Source organism: Flavisolibacter ginsengisoli DSM 18119, assembly GCF_900129295.1.
Lineage (GTDB): Bacteria > Bacteroidota > Bacteroidia > Chitinophagales > Chitinophagaceae > Flavisolibacter > Flavisolibacter ginsengisoli.
In genome coordinates, this window is record NZ_FQUU01000003.1 from 330,790 (window position 1) to 352,043 (window position 21,254).

Genomic DNA, 21,254 nt, shown 5'->3' on the forward strand with positions numbered 1-21,254 from the left:
GAGTTACGCAGCATTTAATTTATAAATCTTGCCATACAAAAGATAGCCGGGTATTTGGCCTGGTTGGCGGCCGTTTTTACTGTCGTTTCAATCAAAACTTTTGTTATGAGCAAGAAAATTAACCTTCTGTTTTTGCTCTGTAATGTTCTATTACCTTTTTTTTCTTTAGCACAGTTCACCATTTCCGGAACAGTTACAGATGCAACAAATAATCCCTTGCCAGGGGTTAGTGTTATACACCTTAATTCTTTCGTTGCTACGAGCACAGATGCTAATGGAAAGTTTAGCCTGGTTATACCTAAAAAAACCGGTACACTAGAATTTACCTATGTAGGATTGGCCAGGCAAACAGTTCCTGTCGTAGAAGTAGGCGAGAGTTTTGTGATTAAGATGAAAGAGGATGTTGGTAAACTGGATGAAATTGTAGTGACAGGTTTAGCAAGCTCTGTTCGAAGGAGCAACCTGGGTAATGCTGTTTCAACTATTACATCGAAACAACTTGTAGGTACAACCGTACAACCCACAATGGATGCAGCTCTGTACGGCAAGTTCACTGGTTCTAATATTTCTGCTAATTCCGGAGCGCCCGGAGGTGGTATTTCCATCAAGTTAAGAGGTATCACTTCATTAGTTGCCAATTCTCAACCCCTGTTTATTGTTGATGGAGTGTATTATGATAATTCAAGTATCAACCCCGGTTTAAATTCCATCTCCAAAGCGGCGGGACAGGGAAATACAAATTTCCAGGATAACCCTTCTAACCGAATCGCTGACCTGGATCCTGAAGACATCGACCGTATTGAAATTTTAAAAGGAGCTTCTGCTGCTGCAATTTATGGTTCCCGTGCTGCAGCAGGTGTTGTGTTGATCACTACTAAAAGAGGTAGGTCGGGCAAGCCACGCATAGAACTTTCTCATTCCATAGGGGTGCAGATGCAGCTCAAGAAACTGGGACAACGACAGTGGACCGAGGATAAAGTGCTGGCATCGTATGGTGCAAGTGCCGTACCGTTATTCCGGGGAGCTAATGGGCAAATATTTGATTATGAAAAGGAATTGTTTGGAAATAAAGGGTTGATGAATAATACCAGGGTAAGCATCAGCGGTGGTAATGAAAACACAACTTATTATGCGGGTTTTACACGTAAAGATGATGAAGGCATTGTGAAACGTACAGGATATAAAAAAACTTCCGTACGATTGAATCTCGATCAGAAAGTTACCAGTTTCATAGACGCGAATTTCAGTGCAAACTATGTTACATCCAATGCAGACAGAGGCTTTTTTAACAATGATAATACCAGCACTACTCTTGGTGTTTCATTTGTGTCAACGCCTTCCTGGGTGAATCTTTACCCTGATGCAAATGGAAATTATCCTAATAATCCTTTTGCTCCTTCCAATTTCATACAGACACGTGACCTGATGACCAACAGGGAACATGTAGACCGCATACTGTTGGGCGGTACTGCTACCTGGAAAATTTTTAATTTTTCAAAGAATAGTCTTCGGCTCATTGCACGGGCCGGAATGGACAATTATACTTTAAATACTATTGCAATTTTCCCAAGAGAATTGCAATTTGAAAAGGATGGGAATGGTACCAACGGCGCTTCCATCTACGGCACAACCCTTGATAAGAGTACCAACTTCGGAGGTATACTGGTTCATAATTTTAAATTGTCCGGAAATCTTGAGTTCACTACACAGGCCGGTTTAACTTCTGAAAATCTTGACCAGGACAATGTAGTAAATACTGCCACGCAGCTAATAGGAACACAAACAAATTTAAACCAGGCAAGTGCTATTGAAGTGCAACAAACAAAAACGATTCAGAAAGACAGGGGCTTTTTTGTACAAGAGGAAATGAACTACAGGGATCTGGTTTTATTAACCTTGGGTATGAGGGGGGATAAGTCATCCCGTAATGGTGATGCTAATAAATTGTACTATTATCCTAAGGGTGCCCTGGCTATCAACCTGCATAAACTTTCCACCTGGAATGCTTCCACTTTAAGCCAATTAAAGTTGAGAGCAGCATATGGAGAATCTGGAAACTTTGCACCATTTGGTGCCATTTATTCTCCCTTGGTTTCAGCAGTATTTGGAGGGTCTACAGGTTCTTTGATCACTACTACCAGAGGTAATGAAGCACTTGTGCCCGAAAGACAAAAAGAACTGGAAGGTGGATTTGATATTGGAGCTTTTAATAACCGTGTATCGCTTGAAGCAACTTATTACAGGAAGACAGTTCAGGATCTGATATTCAACGTTGCTGTGGCTACTTCTTCAGGATTTTCTTTCGCCTGGAAAAATGTAGCAGCTATACGCAACCAGGGTGTTGAGCTTGCTTTAAATGCTACACCTGTGCTTAATAAAGACTTGCAATGGAATTTTACAGTTGCATTCTGGAAAAATAAAGCCAAGGTGACACGTTTGGATGTGCCTGCATTTAACACTGGTGCTTTTGGTGCAACATTGGGAACTTACCGCATTGAAAAAGACAAAAGTCCCACACAGATAGTAGGCATTGGCGGGCCTTCAGATAAAGTGGATCCGCAATCAGGAGTAGCAGTGTATGGGGATGGGGAACCTGATTTTAATTTATCCTCTTACCAGGACCTTGTTTACAAAAACTTTGAACTGAGTGTGTTGATGCACTGGAAGAAAGGTGGCGATAATATCAACCTAAGTACTTTGTTGTCCGATATTTTTGGTACTTCTCCTGATTATGATGCCATGACCCTGGACCCGGCAAAACAACTGACAAATGGGAAATTCCGCTTAGCAGCTCTTGGCACCACTGCAAGGCCGTGGGTAGAAGATGCTAGTTATTTCCGGGTACGGGAACTGGGTCTTACTTATAGAATCCCCAAACATGTCTTTAAGAACATTGCCGATGTAAAGGTGGGTGTTTCAGCAAGGAACCTGATCAATATATTTAATTACAGTAGCTACGATCCCGAAGTTTCCAATTTTGGCTCCAATGCTATATCAAGCAATGTGGAAGTGACACCTTATCCATCCTCAAAAAGCTTTCACTTCACGCTAACCGTAAATTTTTAAACCTTAAACTAACTCAATCATGAAAATCTTTTTAATTAAAAACAGGATGATCATTAGGTTAGTTTTTTTGGTTATCCTTATTTATTCCTGTAAAGTTGAACCTATACAGGATCCTAACAATCCCAGTCCTTCTGCAATAGCAGCTAAGGGAACACTCAGTGAAATTCAAAACCTGGTAGATGGTACAGAATCGGGTATCAGGATCAACATGAATTTTTATTATGATGATGTGAGTGTTATTGGAAGGGAATATTATCGTTTTTCAACTTCAGATCCAAGGTTTACTTCAGACCTGTTAGGAAAAGGAACTGCCCAATTAGATAGTAACACTTTTTATATTACAAACCCATTTGCTGCACGGTATAGGGCCATTAAAAATGCCAATATTCTGATTGATGCCCTAACGAATACAAAGGCTCCTATAACCAGTGAACAGCGTAAGGCTGGTATAGCCTACGCAAAGACAGTCCAGGCATACCAATATCTTTTGATCTCAAATTTATTATACAATAACGGGCTACGGGTGGATGTAAAGGACCCTGACCATTTAGGACCTTTCCTAAGCCGGGAGCAGGGTATAGATGCTATCATTAACTTGCTGAATGAAGCAAATACGGATTTAAAGAACAATTTGGTTGAATTTCCTTTTCATACAACATTGTATTCACAAAAAGCCGCTGAATTTTCCAAATTCAACAGGGCCCTGGCAGCCAGGGTTTATATATATAAGCAGGATTGGATGGCTGCCAACACGGCTCTACAGGAATCTTTTTTGGATCTCAATGGTGATTTAAATGCTGGTGTTTATCATATGTATTCCATTGCAGGTGGTGATCTGTTAAATGCTATGTATTTTCCGCCAAACTCAAGCGGCGAAACCAGGGTAGTGCAGCCACGTTTTATTACTGATGCGGAAGCAGGAGATAAGAGAGTTATCAACAAAACCTTATTGCGCACATCAGAAGCTTTCCAGGATGATCTGAAAAGTAATTATGATTTTTTTCTCTATAAATCAAACATTGACCCGATTCCTATTATACGTAACGAGGAATTAATATTGATCTATGCAGAAGTAAAAGCACAAACCAACGATCCTGCTGAAGCTAATAAAGCTATCAACAAAATAAGGTCTGCTGCCGGATTAGGCCCTTATGCCGGGGGTAATGATACCAATAGCCTGATCACAGAAATATTAAAACAACGCAGGTATTCCCTGTTTGGGGAAGGGCATAGATGGATCGATCTGAGGAGATATAATCTATTGAATCAATTACCCATCGATAGGCCAGGTGATGATGTATGGATACAATTTCCTATACCTGCCAATGAATAAAGCCTTTATTATTAAAAAGACCCCCGGAAGGGGGGCTTTTTTTATTTTCCCTATTAGCCCTGTTCAATTACTTTTGCCACGCTTTTCTATTTATACAAAATATTTTATGGTTGACGTAATTCTAGGTCTTCAATGGGGTGATGAGGGAAAAGGTAAAATAGTAGATTATTTTGCTTCAAAGTATGATATTATTGCCCGTTTCCAGGGTGGTCCTAATGCAGGGCATACGCTATATGTGGGTGAAGAAAATAAAAAGGTTGTTTTACACCAAATACCGTCAGGAGTTTTTCACCAGGGCACTATCAATTTAATTGGAAATGGAGTAGTCCTTGATCCTGTCACATTAAGAAGAGAATGTGAAACAGTAGCATCTTTTGGAGTAGATGTAAAACAAAATCTTTTTATTTCTGAACGTACGCATGTAATCCTACCTACACACCGAGCCCTTGATAAGGCTGCAGAAATGTCAAAAGGCAATGATAAGATCGGTTCCACATTAAAAGGAATTGGTCCTGCCTATATGGACAAAACGGGTAGAAATGGTCTAAGAGTAGGAGACCTGTTGCATAAGAGCTTCACAACGTCCTATATCAAACTGAGGTTAAAACATCAGAAGCTGTTGGATAATTACAATTTTAATGAGGATATCTCTGCATGGGAAGAAGAATTCTTTGATGCGGTGGAATTCTTAAAGACTTTAAATATTGTAAATGGTGAATATTTTATCAATGATCATATTTCACAAGGCAAAAAAGTATTAGCTGAAGGTGCCCAGGGAAGTATGTTGGATATTGACTTTGGAACATTTCCTTTTGTTACTTCTTCCAATACAATTTCTTCAGGCGTTTGCAACGGCCTTGGAGTAGCACCACAAACAATAGGTGAAGTGATTGGTGTCAGTAAAGCTTATTGCACCCGTGTAGGAAGTGGTCCCTTTCCTACAGAACTTGAAGATGAAACAGGAGAAAAGTTGCGTAAAATAGGGCATGAGTTTGGAGCTACTACCGGCCGTCCCCGCCGTTGCGGATGGATGGACCTTGTTGCCTTGAATTATGCCTGTATGTTAAATGGTGTTACCCAGATTGTAATGACAAAGGCGGATGTGCTCGATGCTTTTGAAGAGCTGGAAATTTGTACATCTTATAATGTAAATGGTAAAGAAAGCAAACAAGTACCTTTTCAAATGACTCAATGCAAGATAGAACCTAACTATCAAACCTTCAAAGGCTGGAAGATGGATACTACCCAGATCAAGCTGGTGAAAGACTTGCCTGGAGAAATGAATACTTATATTGATTTTATAAATAGTAACCTGCAGGCAAAAGTTCATTATATTTCCAATGGCCCAGGAAGGGACCAGATAGTGAAAGTTTATTGAGTAATATCAACAGGTAAAAAAACTTTTTTCAAAATTTGGCGGTTTAAAATCTTAACCCAAATTTTACAGCGCAATCAAATAATGTTATGGCAGTTATTTTAACCGAGGACATTACCTCAGAAACCTTGATAGAAACGATAGTAGCACAGGCAAAAGGCCGACCATCTAAAACCAAAAAGGTTGAAGATGATGAGGATCTTGACGATGAGGACATTGCACCTAAAAAATCTTCAAAGAAGGCTAGCGATGATGACGACGATGATGAGGATGATGATGTAGATGGTGCAGAGGAAGATGATGATGAGTGGGATCCTGATTTTGAAGAGTTTGATCTTCCCAAATCAAGAAAAGGAAAAGGTGGATCTAAGGCAGAAGAAGAGGAAGATTTTAAGGTGGAGGACACAGAAGATTTCAAAGACCTGGATCTGTTTAATGATTCAGAAAGCTTTGATGATGAAGATGATGACTTTTAATTTCAATTTTTTAAATACAACACACTGAACAGCTCCACCTTTCCTATTGGTGATGTAGTTCAGGTAAAAAAGAAAATGTTGAGCTGGGCCAGCCAGTTCAACATTTTTAGTTTCCTGGACAACCAGCAATATGCTGATGAATCACACCAATATGAATGCCTGCTCGCTACAGGGCAACAAGACTATGCTGCAGCTATTGATCTTAAGAAGTTAGACCATTTTCTGGCAGATAATCCAGAGTGGATATTTGGGCATTTATCTTATGATCTGAAAAATGTATGGCATCATTTTCCTCCTAAAACAAACAGGGTAGGGTTTCCACCTCTTTATTTCTTCATACCAGCGCAAGTAGTGCTTCTGACTGGAAACTGCCTACACATTTATGCAGAACATCCGGAGGAGGTATATAATGCCATTTTAAATACACCTAACCATATTCCTCGACAATTAACCGCATATGAGTTTTCGCAATCATTGAGCAGGGAGGAATATATTGCTAAAGTCAGGCAACTACAGGAACATATTGTAAAAGGAGATTGCTATGAGATCAATTTTTGCCAGGAGTTCTATGCTAATAATTGTTCACTTGATCCTGTTAATGTGTATCAGCAACTGGTTGATCTTTCTCCCAATCCTTTTTCTGCATTATACAGGTTGAACGATAAATACCTTTTATGTGCAAGTCCTGAACGCTTCTTACAAAAAACGGGTAATAAACTCATTTCACAGCCAATAAAAGGCACCATCAAACGCGACTTACTAAATGCATCAGCGGATGAAACATTAAAAGAAGCATTAAAAGATAGCCAGAAAGAGCAATCGGAAAATGTAATGGTAGTGGACCTGGTGCGCAATGATCTTTCTAAGATCTGTAAAGAAGATTCTGTAAAGGTGGAAGAACTTTTTGGTGTCTACACTTTTCCACATGTGCATCACCTTGTTTCAACTGTTAGCGGTGAGCTGCCAGGTAATACTTCTTTTTCCAGCATACTTGAAGCTTGTTTTCCTATGGGATCTATGACCGGTGCTCCAAAGCACAGGGTAATGCAACTCATTGACCATTATGAATCGCAAAGCCGTGGTATCTTTTCTGGTTGTGTTGGGTACTTTAAACCCAATGGAGATTTTGATTTTAATGTTGTGATTAGAAGCATCATGTATAATGCAACTGAAAAGTACCTGTCTTACCAGGTAGGATCGGGGATTACCTTTTATAGTGACCCGGAAAAAGAGTGGGAGGAATGTTTATTAAAGGCTGAAGCCATTAAGGCAGTATTGTCCTCGTCAGCAGGTCCTTATTAATACAAATGCAGGAGGTCATCTCCTGCATTTAGTACTACGTAAACTAATTATTATATTTTTACCTTGACGATTCTGCAAGCATCATTTGTATTGATTGCTCCAGTATCTGTGATTTATTTTGCTGAAATAACGTTGTCTTTTCAGCAGGCAAACGCATATCATATGAGCTATTGCCTGCAATGGCTTTATCAAAGTTTGGATTTAGCCTGTTGAAATCGGTAATATTCATTCCAATTGAGTTGGCTATAGCAAAAGATGTGTACTTACCACTTATCTTCAAAACCGAGGCTGTAGGATCAGTAACCGTTTGTTCAGGAATTAAGTTCTCCCTTTCTTTTTTTGTTATAGTAGTTAACCCTCCATCACCTTCCATAATATAGTGAGTGGCAATGAACTTTTTTACATGATTCCTTGATTCAGCAGGTAGATAATACTGTAGATCCCAAAAATTATGACTACCGCTTCTGCGAATGGCTGAATTAACATTACCTGCTCCGCAATTATAGGCTGCAACTACAAGTAGCCAATCATTATAAATATCATATAGGTCAGATAGATATTTGGCAGCAGCATTAGTGCTCTTATAATAGTCCCTGCGTTCATCTTTGTTTCGGTTAACCTTTAATCCATAATCCCTTGCTGTTTGCGGCATAAACTGCCACGGTCCTACAGCACCAGCCCATGAAGTAGCTGAAGATTTTAGATCTGATTCAATAACCGATAGGTATTTTAACTCAATAGGCAGACCTTGTTCGGTAAATACAGAACCTATCAAATCAAAATAAGGCTTGCCCCAGGATTTCATCCTGTTTAAACGTGCGCCATTTTCCTCAATATAATCCTGCACAAAGCTGATGGCTTTAGGATTTAACCGGGTAATATTAATACCGGTAGCAGACTCTGTTTCAAAGAGATTTTTAAATGCATTCTTGGGATCATTAACAGACAGGTCCTTAATAGTGGAATCCTTGTAGTCAGCAATTGATCTTTTAATTTCGGTTGAAAGAGAATGTATGGCACCACGGCTCTGTATAGTCAGGCTCATGAGAAGAATGGTAGCCAACAATAAAAGTTTGTTCATCACAAAATTTTACGGGATGAGTCAAATCACACAGGTTCCTTACTCGCCTTTATTGTTGCATCAGTTGATGCGTAAAGCGTAGCAAAGATACCTCATTCTGACCACCTGCAGCTACTTGTAAACCAAAAGGAAGGTTAGAGGAATGTTTAAATACTGGTAAACTAATAGCAGGGATTCCAGTTAAATTGGCAAAAACAGTGAAAATATCGCCCATATACATTGCAAGCGGATCCTTATTCTTTTCTCCTAAAAGGGGTGCAATGGTAGGAGCATTGGGAGCGATTATAAAGTCGAAGTCATTGAAAATCAACCTAGTTTGCTGATACAGTTGTTGCCTTACCTGTTGCGCCTTGGTATAGTAGGCATCATAATATCCAGAACTTAGCACAAATGTTCCAAGCATAATACGGCGCTTAACCTCTTTTCCAAACCCATGGGCCCGGTTAGATCTGTAAAAACTGGCAAGGTCTTCAGTTTCGCCAGCGCTTTTTCCATACCTGATACCATCATACCTGGATAAATTGGAAGAAGCTTCCGCTGTGGTTAATATATAATATGTGGGAACTATGTACTCTGTAAGATCAAAACTTACGGGTTTCACTTCCTGTCCCATTGCTTCAAGCTTCTCAATATATTTTCTTATCTGGACAGAGATCTCTGGATCAATAGAAGGGTGATTGATCCATTCCGGAAAATAGGCAATCCTGAATTTTTCTTCCTTATCACTTTGTTGTGTATTTGTGGGCTTAGCCGGTAGAGCAGTACTGTCAAAATCATCAGGTCCTGAGATCACATCTAATACTATTGCGACATCAGCAACATTATTAGCTAATATCCCAATCTGGTCGAATGAAGAGCCATAGGCGATCAAACCATGCCTGGAAACAGTTCCATAGCCCGGCTTAAGACCTACAATTCCACAATAATCTGCCGGAAGACGCACAGAACCGCCGGTATCACTACCTAATGATACCATGCACATCCCTTTCTTTACAGCTACTGCACTACCGCCGGAGGATCCTCCTGGCACCCTTGAATGATCATCAGGATGCAGGGTGGGGCCGTAGGCAGAATTTTCGTTGGTAGAACCCATACCAAACTCATCACAGTTTTGCCTTCCAATAATGATGGCACCTTCTGCTAAAAGTCTTTCCACCGCAGTGGCAGAATATAAAGAAGTGAACCCTTCCAGTATGCGGGAAGCAGCCGAAACCTTATGGTCTTTATAGCAAATATTATCTTTAATACCTATTACTACACCATGTAGTTTGCCTTTGACTTCCTGGCTATCCAGGAATAAGGCCCGTTCAATTGCTTCTTCTGCAAAAACCTCAATAAAAGCATTAAGCTCCTTGAATTGCTCAATTAAAAAAAGGCAGCTTTGAACTGCCTGTTTACAAGAAGTCTGGCCGCTTTTTATACGGTCATGATACTCTTCAATAGATTGGTAATTGATCACCTAAACCTGGTCAGAAATGGTTAAGGGTGAAAAATTAAGGTTGAGTAGTAGAAGATGGAGTGCTGGCTGTAGTATTGGCCGTGCGTTCCTTTTCTGTCATTCCTTCTTCAATCTCACGACGTACATTATTCTTAGCATCGTTGAATTCGCGCATTCCGCGTCCAAGACCACGCATCAGTTCAGGAATCTTTTTACCACCAAACAATAATAACACGATCAATAGGATGATCAGGATTTCATTAAAACCTAGAGGGCCCATAAAATGGATTTATTAAATGAAGAATTAAGAATACAAAGGTATTAGAAATAAAGCTGACAGCAAGGTAGCTAAGATTTTAATGCAATAAAAAAGCGGAAGGTTCGACTTCCGCTTTTTTAAAAAGATTAACGATTTATGCTGTTTCAATTGCTCTTTTCTTTTCCTGGATCCTTGCGCTCTTACCACTTCTTCCACGCTGGTAGAACAACTTGGCACGACGAACACGGCCTGATTTATTCACAATGATTGATTCAACGTTTGGAGAGAAGAAGGGAAATAACCTTTCTACACCAACGCCATCAGAGATCTTACGTACAGTGAAAGTAGCTGTTGCGCCTTCACCCTGAAGTTTGATCACATCACCACGGAAAGACTGGATTCTTTCTTTATTACCTTCTATGATCTTATAGTTAACAGTAACGTTGTCACCGGCTTTAAACTTAGGAAATTCCTTTTTGCCTGTTAATTGTTCGTGTACGTAGGCAATTGCAGCGTTCATAACTCAAAATTTTAAATCCCGAAAAATTCGGGAGGCAAAGGTAAGGGAGAAATGTCAAAACAGGAAAGCAAAAATTAAAAAACTGAGCCCAATTGCTGAATTGAAGGCTCAGTTTTAACTTTTTTCTCCTTAAGTATTTTTTACCTGGCTACGTTCACTGCTCTTTTTTCCCTGATCACTGTTACCTTGATCTGGCCAGGGTAGGTCATTTCAGTTTGTATCTTCTGGGCTATCTCAAACGATAGCTTCTCACTGTCCTGGTCTGAAACCTTATCAGCTTCCACAATCACCCTCAATTCGCGGCCAGCCTGTATAGCGTATGCCTTTTCAACTCCATTATAAGCCTGTGCCAGGTTCTCTAATTCTTTTATCCTTTGCAGGTATTGCTGCATGATCTCCCTGCGGGCACCCGGGCGTGCACCACTTATAGAGTCGCAGGCCTGTACTATTGGTGAGATCACATATTGCATTTCCATTTCATCGTGGTGCGCACCAATGGCGTTCACAATGGCAGGATTCTCGCCATACTTTTCAGCCAACTTGGCTCCAAGCAATGCGTGGCTTAATTCTGTTTCTTCATCGGGCACCTTACCTATATCGTGTAACAATCCTGCTCTTTTAGCCAGTTTGGGATTCAGGCCCAATTCCGAAGCCATGACGGCACACAAATTAGCTACTTCCCGGCTGTGCATCAGCAGGTTTTGGCCATAAGAGGAGCGGAAACGCATTTTACCTACGATACGTATCAATTCTTTATGCAAACCATGTATCCCCAATTCAATTACTGTTCTTTCTCCTATTTCCATTACCTGCTCTTCCAGTTGGCGGCGGGTTTTTTCTACCACTTCTTCAATACGTGCAGGGTGAATACGACCATCAGACACCAGTCTTTGCAAACTTAAACGGGCAATCTCCCTGCGTAATGGGTCAAAGCAGGAGAGGACTATTGCTTCAGGAGTATCATCAACAATAAGGTCAACACCTGTGGCAGCCTCAATAGCCCTGATATTCCTTCCTTCTCTACCAATGATCTGGCCCTTGATCTCATCACTTTCAAGATTGAAAACTGTGATGGCATTTTCAATGGCCTGTTCAGAAGCTGTTCTTTGAATGCTTTGTATAATGATCTTACGTGCTTCCTTATTAGCCTTTTGTTTGGCTTCATCAATGATCTCCTGTTGCAGTCCTAAAGCCTGTGAATGAGCTTCCTGCTTCAGGCTTTCCACCAACTGCGACTTTGCTTCTTCAGCGGTAAGCCCGGAGATCTTTTCAAGCCTGCGCGTATGCTCTTCCTGGTGCTTCTCCAGTTCGGCCTGTCGTGTATTAACAACCTCTATTTGCCGGTTGAGATTTTGTTTGATAGCGTCATTCTCTTTGATCTGGCGCTCCAGGTGTTCAGTCTTTTGGTTAAGCGTAAGTTCCTTTTGTTTGATTCTGTTTTCACCCTCCAGCACCTTGCGATTGCGTTCCATCACCTCTTTTTCATGCTCCGACTTCAGGTGAACAAACCTTTCCTTAGCCTCCAGTTCTCTTTCTTTTTTATAGGTATCAGCCTTTAGTTGTGCTTCCTTGATCAGTGATTGAGCCTGTAAATCTGCTTCGTCTATTCTCTTGCGCGTGTCCTGGGCAAATATGAATTTACCCGCTATAATACCAGCCACTAGGGCTACTACAGCTATGATGATTGTAATTATATTGAGGTCCATTTCTCAGAATTTTAAAAATTTGGTGGTTGATATATGTATAATAAGTTGTCATACCGCCTTTTATTGGCAGATGGCGAAGATACAAAACCAGCTCTATTTAAAGTGCTAACAAACCTTTATGTATAAACGGTGATCAATTGTCTGAACATTTTTTTAAAATTGCATATATAAATATTATAAAATGAAGAAACTCTTCTTATTTCTTTTAATACCAGCAACTTCTTTTGCCCAGGCACCCGTCGGAGGATTTAAAGTGAAAGGTAAACTGGAGTCTTTTCAACCTGTTGACAAGGTTTATTTTGGCTACCGTGATGGAGATAGTTATAAAAGAGATAGCGCCAGTTTAAAAGATGGAGAATTCACATTCAAGGGTACAGTAGCTGAGCCTACAGTGGCTATGCTTACTGTAAAATATGTAAAACAACCCGGTGAAGAAAGAGCAAAGCAACAGGGTATGAACTTTTACCTTGAGCCAGCCAAAATTGAGATCAAGGCAAAGGATTCAATCAAAAACAATAAGGTTTCAGGTTCATCCGGCCAGGCAGACCTGGAAAAACTTCAGAAAGCACAGGAAGAGTTCAGGCCGGCACTGGATAAATTATACGAGGAATATGGCAATGCAAAAAAAGCTTCCGATAAAGAAGCGATGGCCAAACTGGAAGAAAAGATGAATGAGGTGGATGATCAGATGAAGGAAAAAGTATATGGTTCGTTTTTACACCAACATGCATCCTCTCCATTGGCCTTATATGCTCTGCAGCAATATGCTGGTTGGGATATAGATCCTGCCAAAGTTGAACCATTATACAATGCATTGCCTGCTGCCCAGAAAGAAAGAACGTCCGCTAAAGCTCTGAAAGACCTTATAGACATAGCTAAGAAAACAGCTGTTGGAAGTTATGCCATGGACTTTACCCAGAATGACACACTGGATAAGCCAGTATCTCTTTCTTCATTTAAAGGAAAATATGTGTTGGTAGATTTCTGGGCAAGCTGGTGTGGACCATGCCGTGCAGAAAACCCCAATGTGGTTAGAACATTCAATAAATTCAAGGATAAAAACTTCACGGTGCTGGGTGTATCCCTGGACCGGCCTAATGCCAAGGAAAAGTGGATGAAGGCTATTCATGATGATGGACTTACATGGAACCATGTTAGTGACCTGAAGTTTTGGGACAATGAAGTTGCTAAAGCATATGGCATCAGGGCTATACCACAGAATGTATTGATAGATCCGCAGGGAAAGATCATTGCCAAAAATCTGAATGGTGATAAACTGGAAAAGAAATTAAGTGAAGTGTTATAATAACAGTACTATCAAATGACAATAAGAAAGCCGCTCCCGGGAGCGGCTTTCTTATTTTACTGACGGATCTATTACCCCGTCTATCATCTTTTCAAGCGTTTGTAGCCTGCTGCTCACATTATCCATATTCACTACATTGGAAATAGATGCATTTTGTTCCGTAGCAAACCATACCAACACCATGGCGATATAATCCTGCATGTCTTTACCCGCAAAATGCGTTTTAAACTCCAGCATTTTGTCATTGATTGTTTTCACGGTTTTTCTAACTACCTCTTCGTCTTTGGGCTGCACCCTAACCCTGTAGGTTCTGTCTCCAATCAATAGGTTTAATGGGATCAATTCTTCAGTCATGGTTGTTTATTTGTGGTGCATTTTGAAAAAAATATTCTAACTGGATAGCCGGTATGCAAAATGATTTGTTCTACTGGCTGAGAAAAGTGATACACTTATCCACCTCTCTTATATATTGGTTTATCTTCCTTTCGAAATCCTTTTTATCCTTTTCACTTAATTCTCCGGAAGCCACCTTAAGAATAGTTATTTGTTCCTGCATTTCCTCCATCTTTTGTGCTACAAGAGATTCTTTCTTTTTCAGATCAGACACTTCATACCTCAGCCGTTCATTCTCTTTTTGCAAGCGGCTGTATTGCTTCAGCAATTGCTGCAACTTTTCATTGATGATGGTGAATTGCTGATCTATGGTCATAAGTAAAGGTTTATTTTCTTACTTCAGCATTAAGCTCTTTTTCCAGGGTATTCATTATCTTGTTCATCCATGTATCAATTTCCTTATCGGTCAATGTTTTTTCTTCATCCATAAATGTGAGATTGATGGCCATTGACTTTTTATCCTTTCCTAGTTTCTCACTTTCAAATACATCGAATAAGCGAACCTGTTGCAATTTGTTCAACCGCAGTTTGGATAATTGCTCACTGATATCTTTATATTTCATAGTTTTCGGAACTACTATAGCAAGGTCCCTTTCCACAGAAGGATACCTGGAGATCTCATTGAACTGAACTTTTTTATTGCCCACCTCTATAATAGTATCCCAGTAAAGATCCGCAAAGAATACCGGCTGCTTTATATCAAATTTGGCCATAAGGTCATTTCGCACCTTTCCAAGCTCAGCTACTCTTTCCCCATTATAAATAACAGAGAGTGCTGCTTCCAGTTCACTACTTTCTGACATGTCAAAAGCATCTGTCTTTACTCCCAGGGTAGCAAGAATTGATTTTGCCAATCCCTTCAAATAATAAATGTCTGAAGCCTTTGCAGTTTCCTTCCATTGTGTTTCTCCTAACTGCCCTGTTAAATATAAACACAGGTGTGACTTTTCATTGTATTTACCTACACTGTTGGAAGCATAAGTTTTTCCAAATTCAAAAAAGCGAAGGTTGTTATTCTTACGGTTTATGTTGAATGATATTACTTCCAAAGCTGTATGGAGCATGGAGGGTCTCATAATATCAAGTTCGCTGCTTAAGTTATTCAGCAACCTTACACTGTTCTTCAATTCTTCTGGAGAGAAATAAGCCGCATTGGTTATGGAATTGGTTAATATCTCCGTAAAGCCAAGACCTGTTAATACATTGGATATCTTTTCCTTTAAGATCTCGCCCCTGTAATCTTCTTCAATAGAAGGAGAGATGCTGATGGTAGTAGGGATATCAATATTGTCCAGGCCATCTATTCGCAATATTTCCTCCACAAGGTCCGCGGGCAAAGAAACATCGGGTTTGTGATAAGGCACTGCCACTGTCAATGTATCCATGCTGTCTCTTTCAAGGGTAAATCCCAGGCTTTGTAAGATATTTTTAACCGTTTCGGGATGGTAATTTTTACCGCTTAATTTTTTGAGGTAATGGTATTTGATAGATACCAGTGGCTTTGGCTGTGGATCAGGATATAGATCCACGATATCAGATGCTATATTACCGCCTGCAATTTCTTTTATTAGCATTGCAGCTCTTTTAACTACGTTAACCGTATTGGATATATCTATCCCTTTTTCAAACCTTGTAGCAGCATCTGTACGTAATCCATGACGGAAGGAGGACTTACGGATAAATATTGGATCGAAATAGGCACTTTCAAGAAATATATTAGTTGTTTTATTGGTAACACCACTGTGCATTCCACCAAAAACACCAGCAATACACATCGGTTCTGCAGCATCACAGATCATCAGGTCTTCACTATTCAATTTTCTTTCTTTTTCATCCAGAGTAGTGAATAGCGTTCCTTCACTCATGGTCTTCACCACCACCTTATGTTCTTTTATTTTATCATAGTCAAATGCATGCAATGGTTGGCCAGTTTCATGCTGAATGAAATTTGTAATATCTACTATATTATTGATAGGTCTTAATCCAATGGCTTTTAATCTTTCCTGCAACCATTTTGGCGACTCTTTCACCTGCACATTGGAAAGACATACACCCGAATACCTTTTGCAGGCCTTATTATTCTCTATTGTAATATCAATCTTTAAGGAGTTGGTATCTGCTTTGAAATCAAGTTTTGGCAATAAAGGCTTTACCTCTTTTTTATCATGGTGTGACAAGTAGGCACAAACATCTCTGGCAACACCCCAATGGCTCATGGCGTCCATTCGGTTTGGCGTAAGTCCGATTTCATATATGGTGTCACTAAAAGGTTGAAAATATTGTTCTGCAGTAGTTCCAACTTGGGCGTCTGCCGGGAGCACCATTATTCCTGCGTGTGAAGTACCTATTCCTATTTCATCCTCAGCGCAAATCATACCATAGCTTTCCACCCCCCTGATCTTAGCAACTTTCATAGTAAGCGGATCGCCTGAAGAAGGATAGATAGTTGTGCCAACTGTGGCCACTACCACTTTTTGACCGGCAGCCACATTAGGAGCACCACAAACTATTTGAAGCGATTCGCCAGAACCTATGTCTACTTTTGTAAGCTTTAATTTATCAGCATTGGGATGCTGTTCTGATGATAATACTTCACCAATTACAAGGCCTTTTAATCCGCCTTTTACTTCTTCAAACTGCTCCATTTTTTCCACCTCCAGGCCCACAGAGGTCAGGATTGTCGAAAGGCGATCAGGATCGATGGTAACAGGCAGATATTCACTTAGCCATTTATATGAAATAGTCATTATAATAGATTGTAGGTCGGCAAAGATAAGACTGGGGCGGAATTGCTGATTCTATTCCCAACGGGGATAAAAACTGAAATACCAATATAACAATTCCCTGGTCGTAAATTCTTTCCATTTACTCTTAATTTATTCCCTTTCCCTAACCATCATGAAACTACCATGAATAGCTCTCATGGTCAAGGCAACTTTCACCATCTCTCAAGATTTTCCCATAAATAAACCATAGATAAGCCGAGGATATCCCGACTCTATAAGAGTCGGCTTATCCTCGGGATATCCTCGGGATATCTTCGGGATATCTATGGGACATCCCCTCCTTTGTTTAGATTTTATCCTTTGGATGGCTAATAGTTCCAATGCAGGTATTATTAAGCTAAAGAGTTCTTTACCTGGAACAGCTTCTTCCAGGCTGCTTGTTATACATAACTTCAAATTCAATTTTCTATCCCTATTTCACTTTGCGGGTTAAACGAGAAAATGCAGATGGCATATAATGAGCTTCTACCCGGTAATTTCTGTTTATAGTATATGGAGGATTTTAGCGGATAACCTACTCAGAATTGAAATAACCCTTTTACTGTATCCCGGTAAATAAAAGGCATAAAAATCTTTTCACAATGCGAATTGAATTGGTTTCAGGCAGGCCCCGCAACAGTTATAGATATTAATTAAGCAATGTAAAGAGCGCTTTCAGGCATAAAACTCCATTCTGTAGTTTCTATCATTCCACCAAATGTTTTTGCCAATATATTTCTTGACAAAACTTGTGCACAAGCGACTGAAAGCTGCGCAAAAAAATCCAATTTTGTGGATATTTTGGTAATCAATGTGTATAAGGGGTATATTAATGTGAGTGTTGAATGAATTTTCTGTGAATTAAAATATTCATCGAAAAAATGATTTTAGTACTTATGCCTGCATTTATATTCGCCGTCTGACTTACTGGGACCCTTCAGATAATAATCTGATAACAATAAATTAATAAAGCCAAACTAATTGAAAGCCCCTATAGGTCATTGATCGAAAAAATCAATGGTTTAACTTTTTGACGTACTTGAATTATGGATCTTACTAACCTCAATCGGGATAAAAAGAATAGGAGAAAAGCCCCTTTAGATCTCAGCACAATGATCTATGGAAAGGTGCCGCCCCAGGCCAAAGACCTCGAGGAGGCAGTGCTGGGAGCGATCATGCTGGAAAAGGGTGCATTTGATGCAGTAATAGAGATCCTAAAGCCGGAATGTTTTTATGTAGATGCGCATCAAAGGATCTATAAAGCCATGCAAAGCCTGGCTAATAAAAGCCAGCCTATAGATATTTTAACTGTTGTTGAAGAGCTTCGCTTCAGAGAGGAACTGGACATTGTTGGGGGTCCTTATTATGTGACCAAGCTTACCAACGCCGTTGTTTCTTCAGCTAACATAGAGGCGCACTCCAGGATCGTCCTACAAAAATTCATACAAAGAGAACTTATCCGTATCAGTGGAGAGATCATTTCTGATGCCTATGAGGACAGTACCGATGTTTTTGACCTGCTGGACCAGGCTGAAAGCAAAATGTATGAAGTAACCAGCAATCACTTAAAGAACAACTACGAATCCATCGATTCTGTACTGGTAAAGACCATACAACGTATTGAGGATCTGAGACATAAGAACGAAGACATTACTGGTGTACCTAGTGGCTTCCCTTCGCTGGACAGGGTGACCTATGGATGGCAAAGTACTGACCTTATTATCCTTGCAGCCCGTCCTGCGGTGGGTAAAACGGCTTTCGCCCTCAACCTTGCCCGTAGTGCAGCCCTGAGTGCCACCAAATCCACACCTGTTGCACTGTTTTCATTAGAAATGAGTGCCGGGCAGCTGGTTCAACGTATTCTCTCTGCTGAAAGTGAGATCCACCTGGAAAAGATTTCCCGTGGAAAAATGGAGGAGCATGAGATGAAGCAGCTGTATGCAAAGGGTATCCAAAGGTTGGCCCAGGCCCCCATTTACATTGATGATACCGCCGCATTGAACATCTTTGAATTAAGGGCTAAATGCCGCCGTTTGAAGAATACTGCGAATATCGGCCTGATCATTATCGATTATTTGCAGTTAATGAGCGGTACCGGCGAAAGAAATTCCAATCGTGAACAGGAAATCTCAACTATCTCAAGATCATTAAAAGGATTGGCAAAAGAGCTGCAGGTACCAATTATTGCACTGTCACAGTTAAGCCGTGAGGTGGAAAAAAGGAAGGATGGAAATAAGATGCCACAATTGAGTGACCTGAGGGAATCCGGAGCCATTGAACAGGATGCAGATATGGTAATGTTCCTCTACCGTCCTGAATACTATGATATCACCCAGGATGAAATGGGAGATAATAACAGGGGGGAAACACACGTTCGTATTGCCAAGCACCGGAATGGTTCTTTGGAAACGATCAAGCTCAGGGCCCTGCTACACATTCAAAAATTTGTGGAAGATGGCGGAGGCAATGATTTTGGCTCCTTTAACATGCCTTCTAATTTCAAGCCTGTATCTGGCAATGATGGCAATGGAGGCGCCAGAATGTTCATACAGACTGGAAGCAAAATGAATGACCTTCCCGACGATGAAGATCCATTTTAGTTACTAACTTTTCCATTATACAAGCTCCTCATGGGAGCTTTTTTTATTACCGGAAGAACCATTCTATTGTTTATAATAAAAATGAATTTTCTTCGCAGTATGGCCCTGCCTTTTTTTTATGTTGCAAACCTGGATGCTAAATCCATCTTACTTGATGAAGACACCTCAAAGCATGTGGTAATGGTGTTGAGAATGAAAAGGGGAGAAGAATTACTGCTAACTGATGGGAAAGGGAAAAAAGTGATTGCGCGGATTGTTGATGGCAACAGGAAAAAGTGTGTGGTGGATATTTTATCATCTGAAATAGATACACCACGAAAGAGGAAAGTTTCAGTTGGAATTTCTATTATTAAAAACACCGCAAGGTTTGAATGGTTTCTTGAAAAAGCCACAGAAATTGGTGTCAGTGAGATTTATCCAATGATCTGTGAAAGAACAGAAAAAGGAAAATTCAGGTATGAGCGGATGCAAAATATCCTTGTAAGTGCAATGCTGCAATCGCAGCAATCTATGTTACCAAAATTGCAAGAACCAACAAATTTTGGAAATGTGCTGAACAAGGAAAACTATATGCAAAAGTTTATTGCACATTGTGTGGAGAGCGACAAGAAATCGCTGTTCGATTATAATTCACGTGAAGAGAGTACTTCAACGCTTGTGCTAATAGGGCCTGAAGGAGATTTTACCTCAGAAGAAATTTCACAAGCTCTATCCCACGATTTTATCCCTGTTGCTCTTGGCGAAACAAGGTTGAGAACAGAAACTGCCGGCCTTGTGGCTGCAACCTTACTTTGTATTGCGCATTAATGAGCTAAATCGGAATCAATAGGTGTGTCTTCATTCAATACAGGTTCGTGTAATTTCACTACTCTTCTTTTAGCAGATTTCTTGCGCATGGTCATATTCAGCACTTCCACCAGGAAGGAGAAGGCCATACCGAAATAAATATAATTTTTCAGGTGTAGTGTTTCTGCACTTTCAGCATCCCATCCTTCAATGACAAGGCTTAATCCTATCATTACCAGGAAAGAAAGAGCAAGCATTTTAAGTGTTGGATGCTTATGGATAAAAGAAGATATTTTAGGACTGAATAAAAACATAATGATCATGGCAATAATAACAGCACCAATCATTATTTCCACATGTTTGGCTGTGCCTCCAGCTGTTATCACGCTGTCGAAAGAGAAAACAGTATCAATGAGCATGATCTGTACAATGCCTTGCATTAATGAAAGATGTACAGGCTTTAACTGGTAATCTTCATGGTCTTCCCCTTCCAGTTTTCCATGTATCTCTTTTACAGATTTATAGATCAGGAACAAGCCTCCAACAAGCATAACAAGACTGGCCAGGTCAAAGCCTTTACCAAAAAGTGTGAACAATGGTTTTCCCTTCTGTAATAACAGCCAGCTTAATCCCATTAACAATATGCTCCTGATAATGATGCCGGAAACCATCCATGCTCGCCGGGCTTTTTTCTTGTTTTCATTTTTAAGTCTGTTAATGATGATGCTGACGAATATTACATTGTCAATGCCCAGCACTACTTCTAATATGACAAGAACTATAAAACTTATTAAACTCTCTGTTGTAAATAAATATTCCATGAATAGGGAAACTATTTTGGGTGTATG

17 protein-coding genes are annotated in these 21,254 nt (G+C 40.1%); 8 read left to right on the forward strand and 9 right to left on the reverse strand.

The features are described from left to right. Nucleotides 1-105 precede the first annotated feature (105 nt). The 5 genes from BUA53_RS05270 to BUA53_RS05290 all read left to right on the forward strand — a co-directional run bounded on the left by BUA53_RS05270 (nucleotide 106) and on the right by BUA53_RS05290 (nucleotide 7,552). Entirely contained in the window at nucleotides 106-3,066 is a 2,961-nt protein-coding gene (locus tag BUA53_RS05270) for a SusC/RagA family TonB-linked outer membrane protein (RefSeq protein ID WP_072834201.1), read from the forward strand. A 19-nt stretch (nucleotides 3,067-3,085) separates the two neighbouring features. Continuing rightward, complete coding sequence (locus BUA53_RS05275; protein ID WP_072834202.1) at nucleotides 3,086-4,399, forward strand: RagB/SusD family nutrient uptake outer membrane protein; 1,314 nt, start codon at nucleotides 3,086-3,088, stop codon at nucleotides 4,397-4,399. Continuing rightward, the gene (locus tag BUA53_RS05280) at nucleotides 4,392-5,777 is read left to right on the forward strand and encodes an adenylosuccinate synthase (protein ID WP_245793016.1); all 1,386 of its coding nucleotides are present in this window, start codon (nucleotides 4,392-4,394) and stop codon (nucleotides 5,775-5,777) included. The genes BUA53_RS05275 and BUA53_RS05280 overlap by 8 nt, the downstream gene beginning before the upstream one ends. Nucleotides 5,778-5,863: 86 nt before the next feature. After that, nucleotides 5,864-6,250: a hypothetical protein gene (locus tag BUA53_RS05285; RefSeq protein ID WP_072834203.1), complete on the forward strand. Its 387-nt coding sequence runs from the start codon at nucleotides 5,864-5,866 to the stop codon at nucleotides 6,248-6,250. A gap of 75 nt (nucleotides 6,251-6,325) precedes the next feature. Further along, nucleotides 6,326-7,552: an anthranilate synthase component I family protein gene (locus tag BUA53_RS05290; protein ID WP_072834204.1), complete on the forward strand. Its 1,227-nt coding sequence runs from the start codon at nucleotides 6,326-6,328 to the stop codon at nucleotides 7,550-7,552. Nucleotides 7,553-7,610: 58 nt separating this feature from the next. Here BUA53_RS05290 and BUA53_RS05295 read toward each other — a convergent pair whose 3' ends face one another. The 5 genes from BUA53_RS05295 to rny form a co-directional block, all read right to left on the reverse strand. Continuing rightward, entirely contained in the window at nucleotides 7,611-8,633 is a 1,023-nt protein-coding gene (locus BUA53_RS05295) for a lytic transglycosylase domain-containing protein (RefSeq protein WP_072834205.1), read from the reverse strand. A 49-nt stretch (nucleotides 8,634-8,682) separates the two neighbouring features. Further along, nucleotides 8,683-10,092, reverse strand: a complete 1,410-nt coding sequence (gatA, locus tag BUA53_RS05300) for an Asp-tRNA(Asn)/Glu-tRNA(Gln) amidotransferase subunit GatA (protein ID WP_072834206.1) — start codon at nucleotides 10,090-10,092, stop codon at nucleotides 8,683-8,685. A gap of 34 nt (nucleotides 10,093-10,126) precedes the next feature. Beyond that, nucleotides 10,127-10,351, reverse strand: coding sequence for a Sec-independent protein translocase subunit TatA/TatB (locus tag BUA53_RS05305; protein WP_072834207.1), 225 nt, complete (start codon nucleotides 10,349-10,351; stop codon nucleotides 10,127-10,129). Nucleotides 10,352-10,484: 133 nt separating this feature from the next. Continuing rightward, the gene (gene rplS / locus BUA53_RS05310; RefSeq protein ID WP_072834208.1) at nucleotides 10,485-10,850 is read right to left on the reverse strand and encodes a 50S ribosomal protein L19; all 366 of its coding nucleotides are present in this window, start codon (nucleotides 10,848-10,850) and stop codon (nucleotides 10,485-10,487) included. Nucleotides 10,851-10,990: 140 nt separating this feature from the next. After that, on the reverse strand, nucleotides 10,991-12,556 hold the full coding sequence (gene rny, locus BUA53_RS05315) for a ribonuclease Y (protein WP_072834209.1): 1,566 nt from the start codon (nucleotides 12,554-12,556) through the stop codon (nucleotides 10,991-10,993). A 181-nt stretch (nucleotides 12,557-12,737) separates the two neighbouring features. Here rny and BUA53_RS05320 point away from each other — a divergent pair, with 181 nt between their 5' ends. After that, nucleotides 12,738-13,862 carry a TlpA disulfide reductase family protein gene (locus BUA53_RS05320; protein ID WP_072834210.1) on the forward strand — a complete coding sequence of 375 codons (1,125 nt, stop codon included), beginning with the start codon at nucleotides 12,738-12,740 and terminating at the stop codon, nucleotides 13,860-13,862. A 51-nt stretch (nucleotides 13,863-13,913) separates the two neighbouring features. Here BUA53_RS05320 and BUA53_RS05325 read toward each other — a convergent pair whose 3' ends face one another. From BUA53_RS05325 to pheT, 3 genes are all read right to left on the reverse strand, one after another. Continuing rightward, the gene (locus BUA53_RS05325) at nucleotides 13,914-14,216 is read right to left on the reverse strand and encodes a cell division protein ZapA (RefSeq protein WP_072834211.1); all 303 of its coding nucleotides are present in this window, start codon (nucleotides 14,214-14,216) and stop codon (nucleotides 13,914-13,916) included. A 70-nt stretch (nucleotides 14,217-14,286) separates the two neighbouring features. Beyond that, nucleotides 14,287-14,571, reverse strand: coding sequence for a hypothetical protein (locus BUA53_RS05330; RefSeq protein ID WP_072834213.1), 285 nt, complete (start codon nucleotides 14,569-14,571; stop codon nucleotides 14,287-14,289). 10 nt (nucleotides 14,572-14,581) lie between these two features. Continuing rightward, complete coding sequence (gene pheT / locus BUA53_RS05335) at nucleotides 14,582-17,002, reverse strand: phenylalanine--tRNA ligase subunit beta (protein ID WP_072834215.1); 2,421 nt, start codon at nucleotides 17,000-17,002, stop codon at nucleotides 14,582-14,584. A gap of 1,064 nt (nucleotides 17,003-18,066) precedes the next feature. On the opposite strand from pheT, the gene dnaB reads away from it, so the two are divergent. Together dnaB and BUA53_RS05345 are read left to right on the forward strand one after the other, a co-directional pair. Then, a complete protein-coding gene (gene dnaB, locus BUA53_RS05340) occupies nucleotides 18,067-19,620 on the forward strand; it encodes a replicative DNA helicase (protein WP_072834217.1) in 1,554 nt (517 codons plus the stop codon). An 81-nt stretch (nucleotides 19,621-19,701) separates the two neighbouring features. Continuing rightward, nucleotides 19,702-20,427: an RsmE family RNA methyltransferase gene (locus BUA53_RS05345; protein ID WP_245793017.1), complete on the forward strand. Its 726-nt coding sequence runs from the start codon at nucleotides 19,702-19,704 to the stop codon at nucleotides 20,425-20,427. Here the strand turns inward: BUA53_RS05345 and BUA53_RS05350 are convergent. Then, nucleotides 20,424-21,227, reverse strand: coding sequence for a TerC family protein (locus BUA53_RS05350; protein WP_072834219.1), 804 nt, complete (start codon nucleotides 21,225-21,227; stop codon nucleotides 20,424-20,426). The two genes, BUA53_RS05345 and BUA53_RS05350, sit on opposite strands and share 4 nt — an antisense overlap. Nucleotides 21,228-21,254 lie beyond the last annotated feature (27 nt).

Bases quoted from the DNA above. Each gene is read 5' to 3' on its own strand.
- BUA53_RS05270 (WP_072834201.1), top strand. From the start codon at position 106: ATGAGCAAGAAAATTAACCTTCTGTTTTTGCTCTGTAATGTTCTATTA.
- BUA53_RS05350 (WP_072834219.1), bottom strand. From the start codon at position 21,227: ATGGAATATTTATTTACAACAGAGAGTTTAATAAGTTTTATAGTTCTT.
- BUA53_RS05275 (WP_072834202.1), top strand. From the start codon at position 3,086: ATGAAAATCTTTTTAATTAAAAACAGGATGATCATTAGGTTAGTTTTT.
- BUA53_RS05285 (WP_072834203.1), top strand. From the start codon at position 5,864: ATGGCAGTTATTTTAACCGAGGACATTACCTCAGAAACCTTGATAGAA.
- BUA53_RS05330 (WP_072834213.1), bottom strand. From the start codon at position 14,571: ATGACCATAGATCAGCAATTCACCATCATCAATGAAAAGTTGCAGCAA.
- rplS (WP_072834208.1), bottom strand. From the start codon at position 10,850: ATGAACGCTGCAATTGCCTACGTACACGAACAATTAACAGGCAAAAAG.
- BUA53_RS05280 (WP_245793016.1), top strand. From the start codon at position 4,392: ATGAATAAAGCCTTTATTATTAAAAAGACCCCCGGAAGGGGGGCTTTT.
- BUA53_RS05295 (WP_072834205.1), bottom strand. From the start codon at position 8,633: ATGAACAAACTTTTATTGTTGGCTACCATTCTTCTCATGAGCCTGACT.
- dnaB (WP_072834217.1), top strand. From the start codon at position 18,067: ATGGATCTTACTAACCTCAATCGGGATAAAAAGAATAGGAGAAAAGCC.
- BUA53_RS05290 (WP_072834204.1), top strand. From the start codon at position 6,326: ATGTTGAGCTGGGCCAGCCAGTTCAACATTTTTAGTTTCCTGGACAAC.
- BUA53_RS05305 (WP_072834207.1), bottom strand. From the start codon at position 10,351: ATGGGCCCTCTAGGTTTTAATGAAATCCTGATCATCCTATTGATCGTG.
- BUA53_RS05320 (WP_072834210.1), top strand. From the start codon at position 12,738: ATGAAGAAACTCTTCTTATTTCTTTTAATACCAGCAACTTCTTTTGCC.
- BUA53_RS05345 (WP_245793017.1), top strand. From the start codon at position 19,702: ATGAATTTTCTTCGCAGTATGGCCCTGCCTTTTTTTTATGTTGCAAAC.
- BUA53_RS05325 (WP_072834211.1), bottom strand. From the start codon at position 14,216: ATGACTGAAGAATTGATCCCATTAAACCTATTGATTGGAGACAGAACC.
- rny (WP_072834209.1), bottom strand. From the start codon at position 12,556: ATGGACCTCAATATAATTACAATCATCATAGCTGTAGTAGCCCTAGTG.
- pheT (WP_072834215.1), bottom strand. From the start codon at position 17,002: ATGACTATTTCATATAAATGGCTAAGTGAATATCTGCCTGTTACCATC.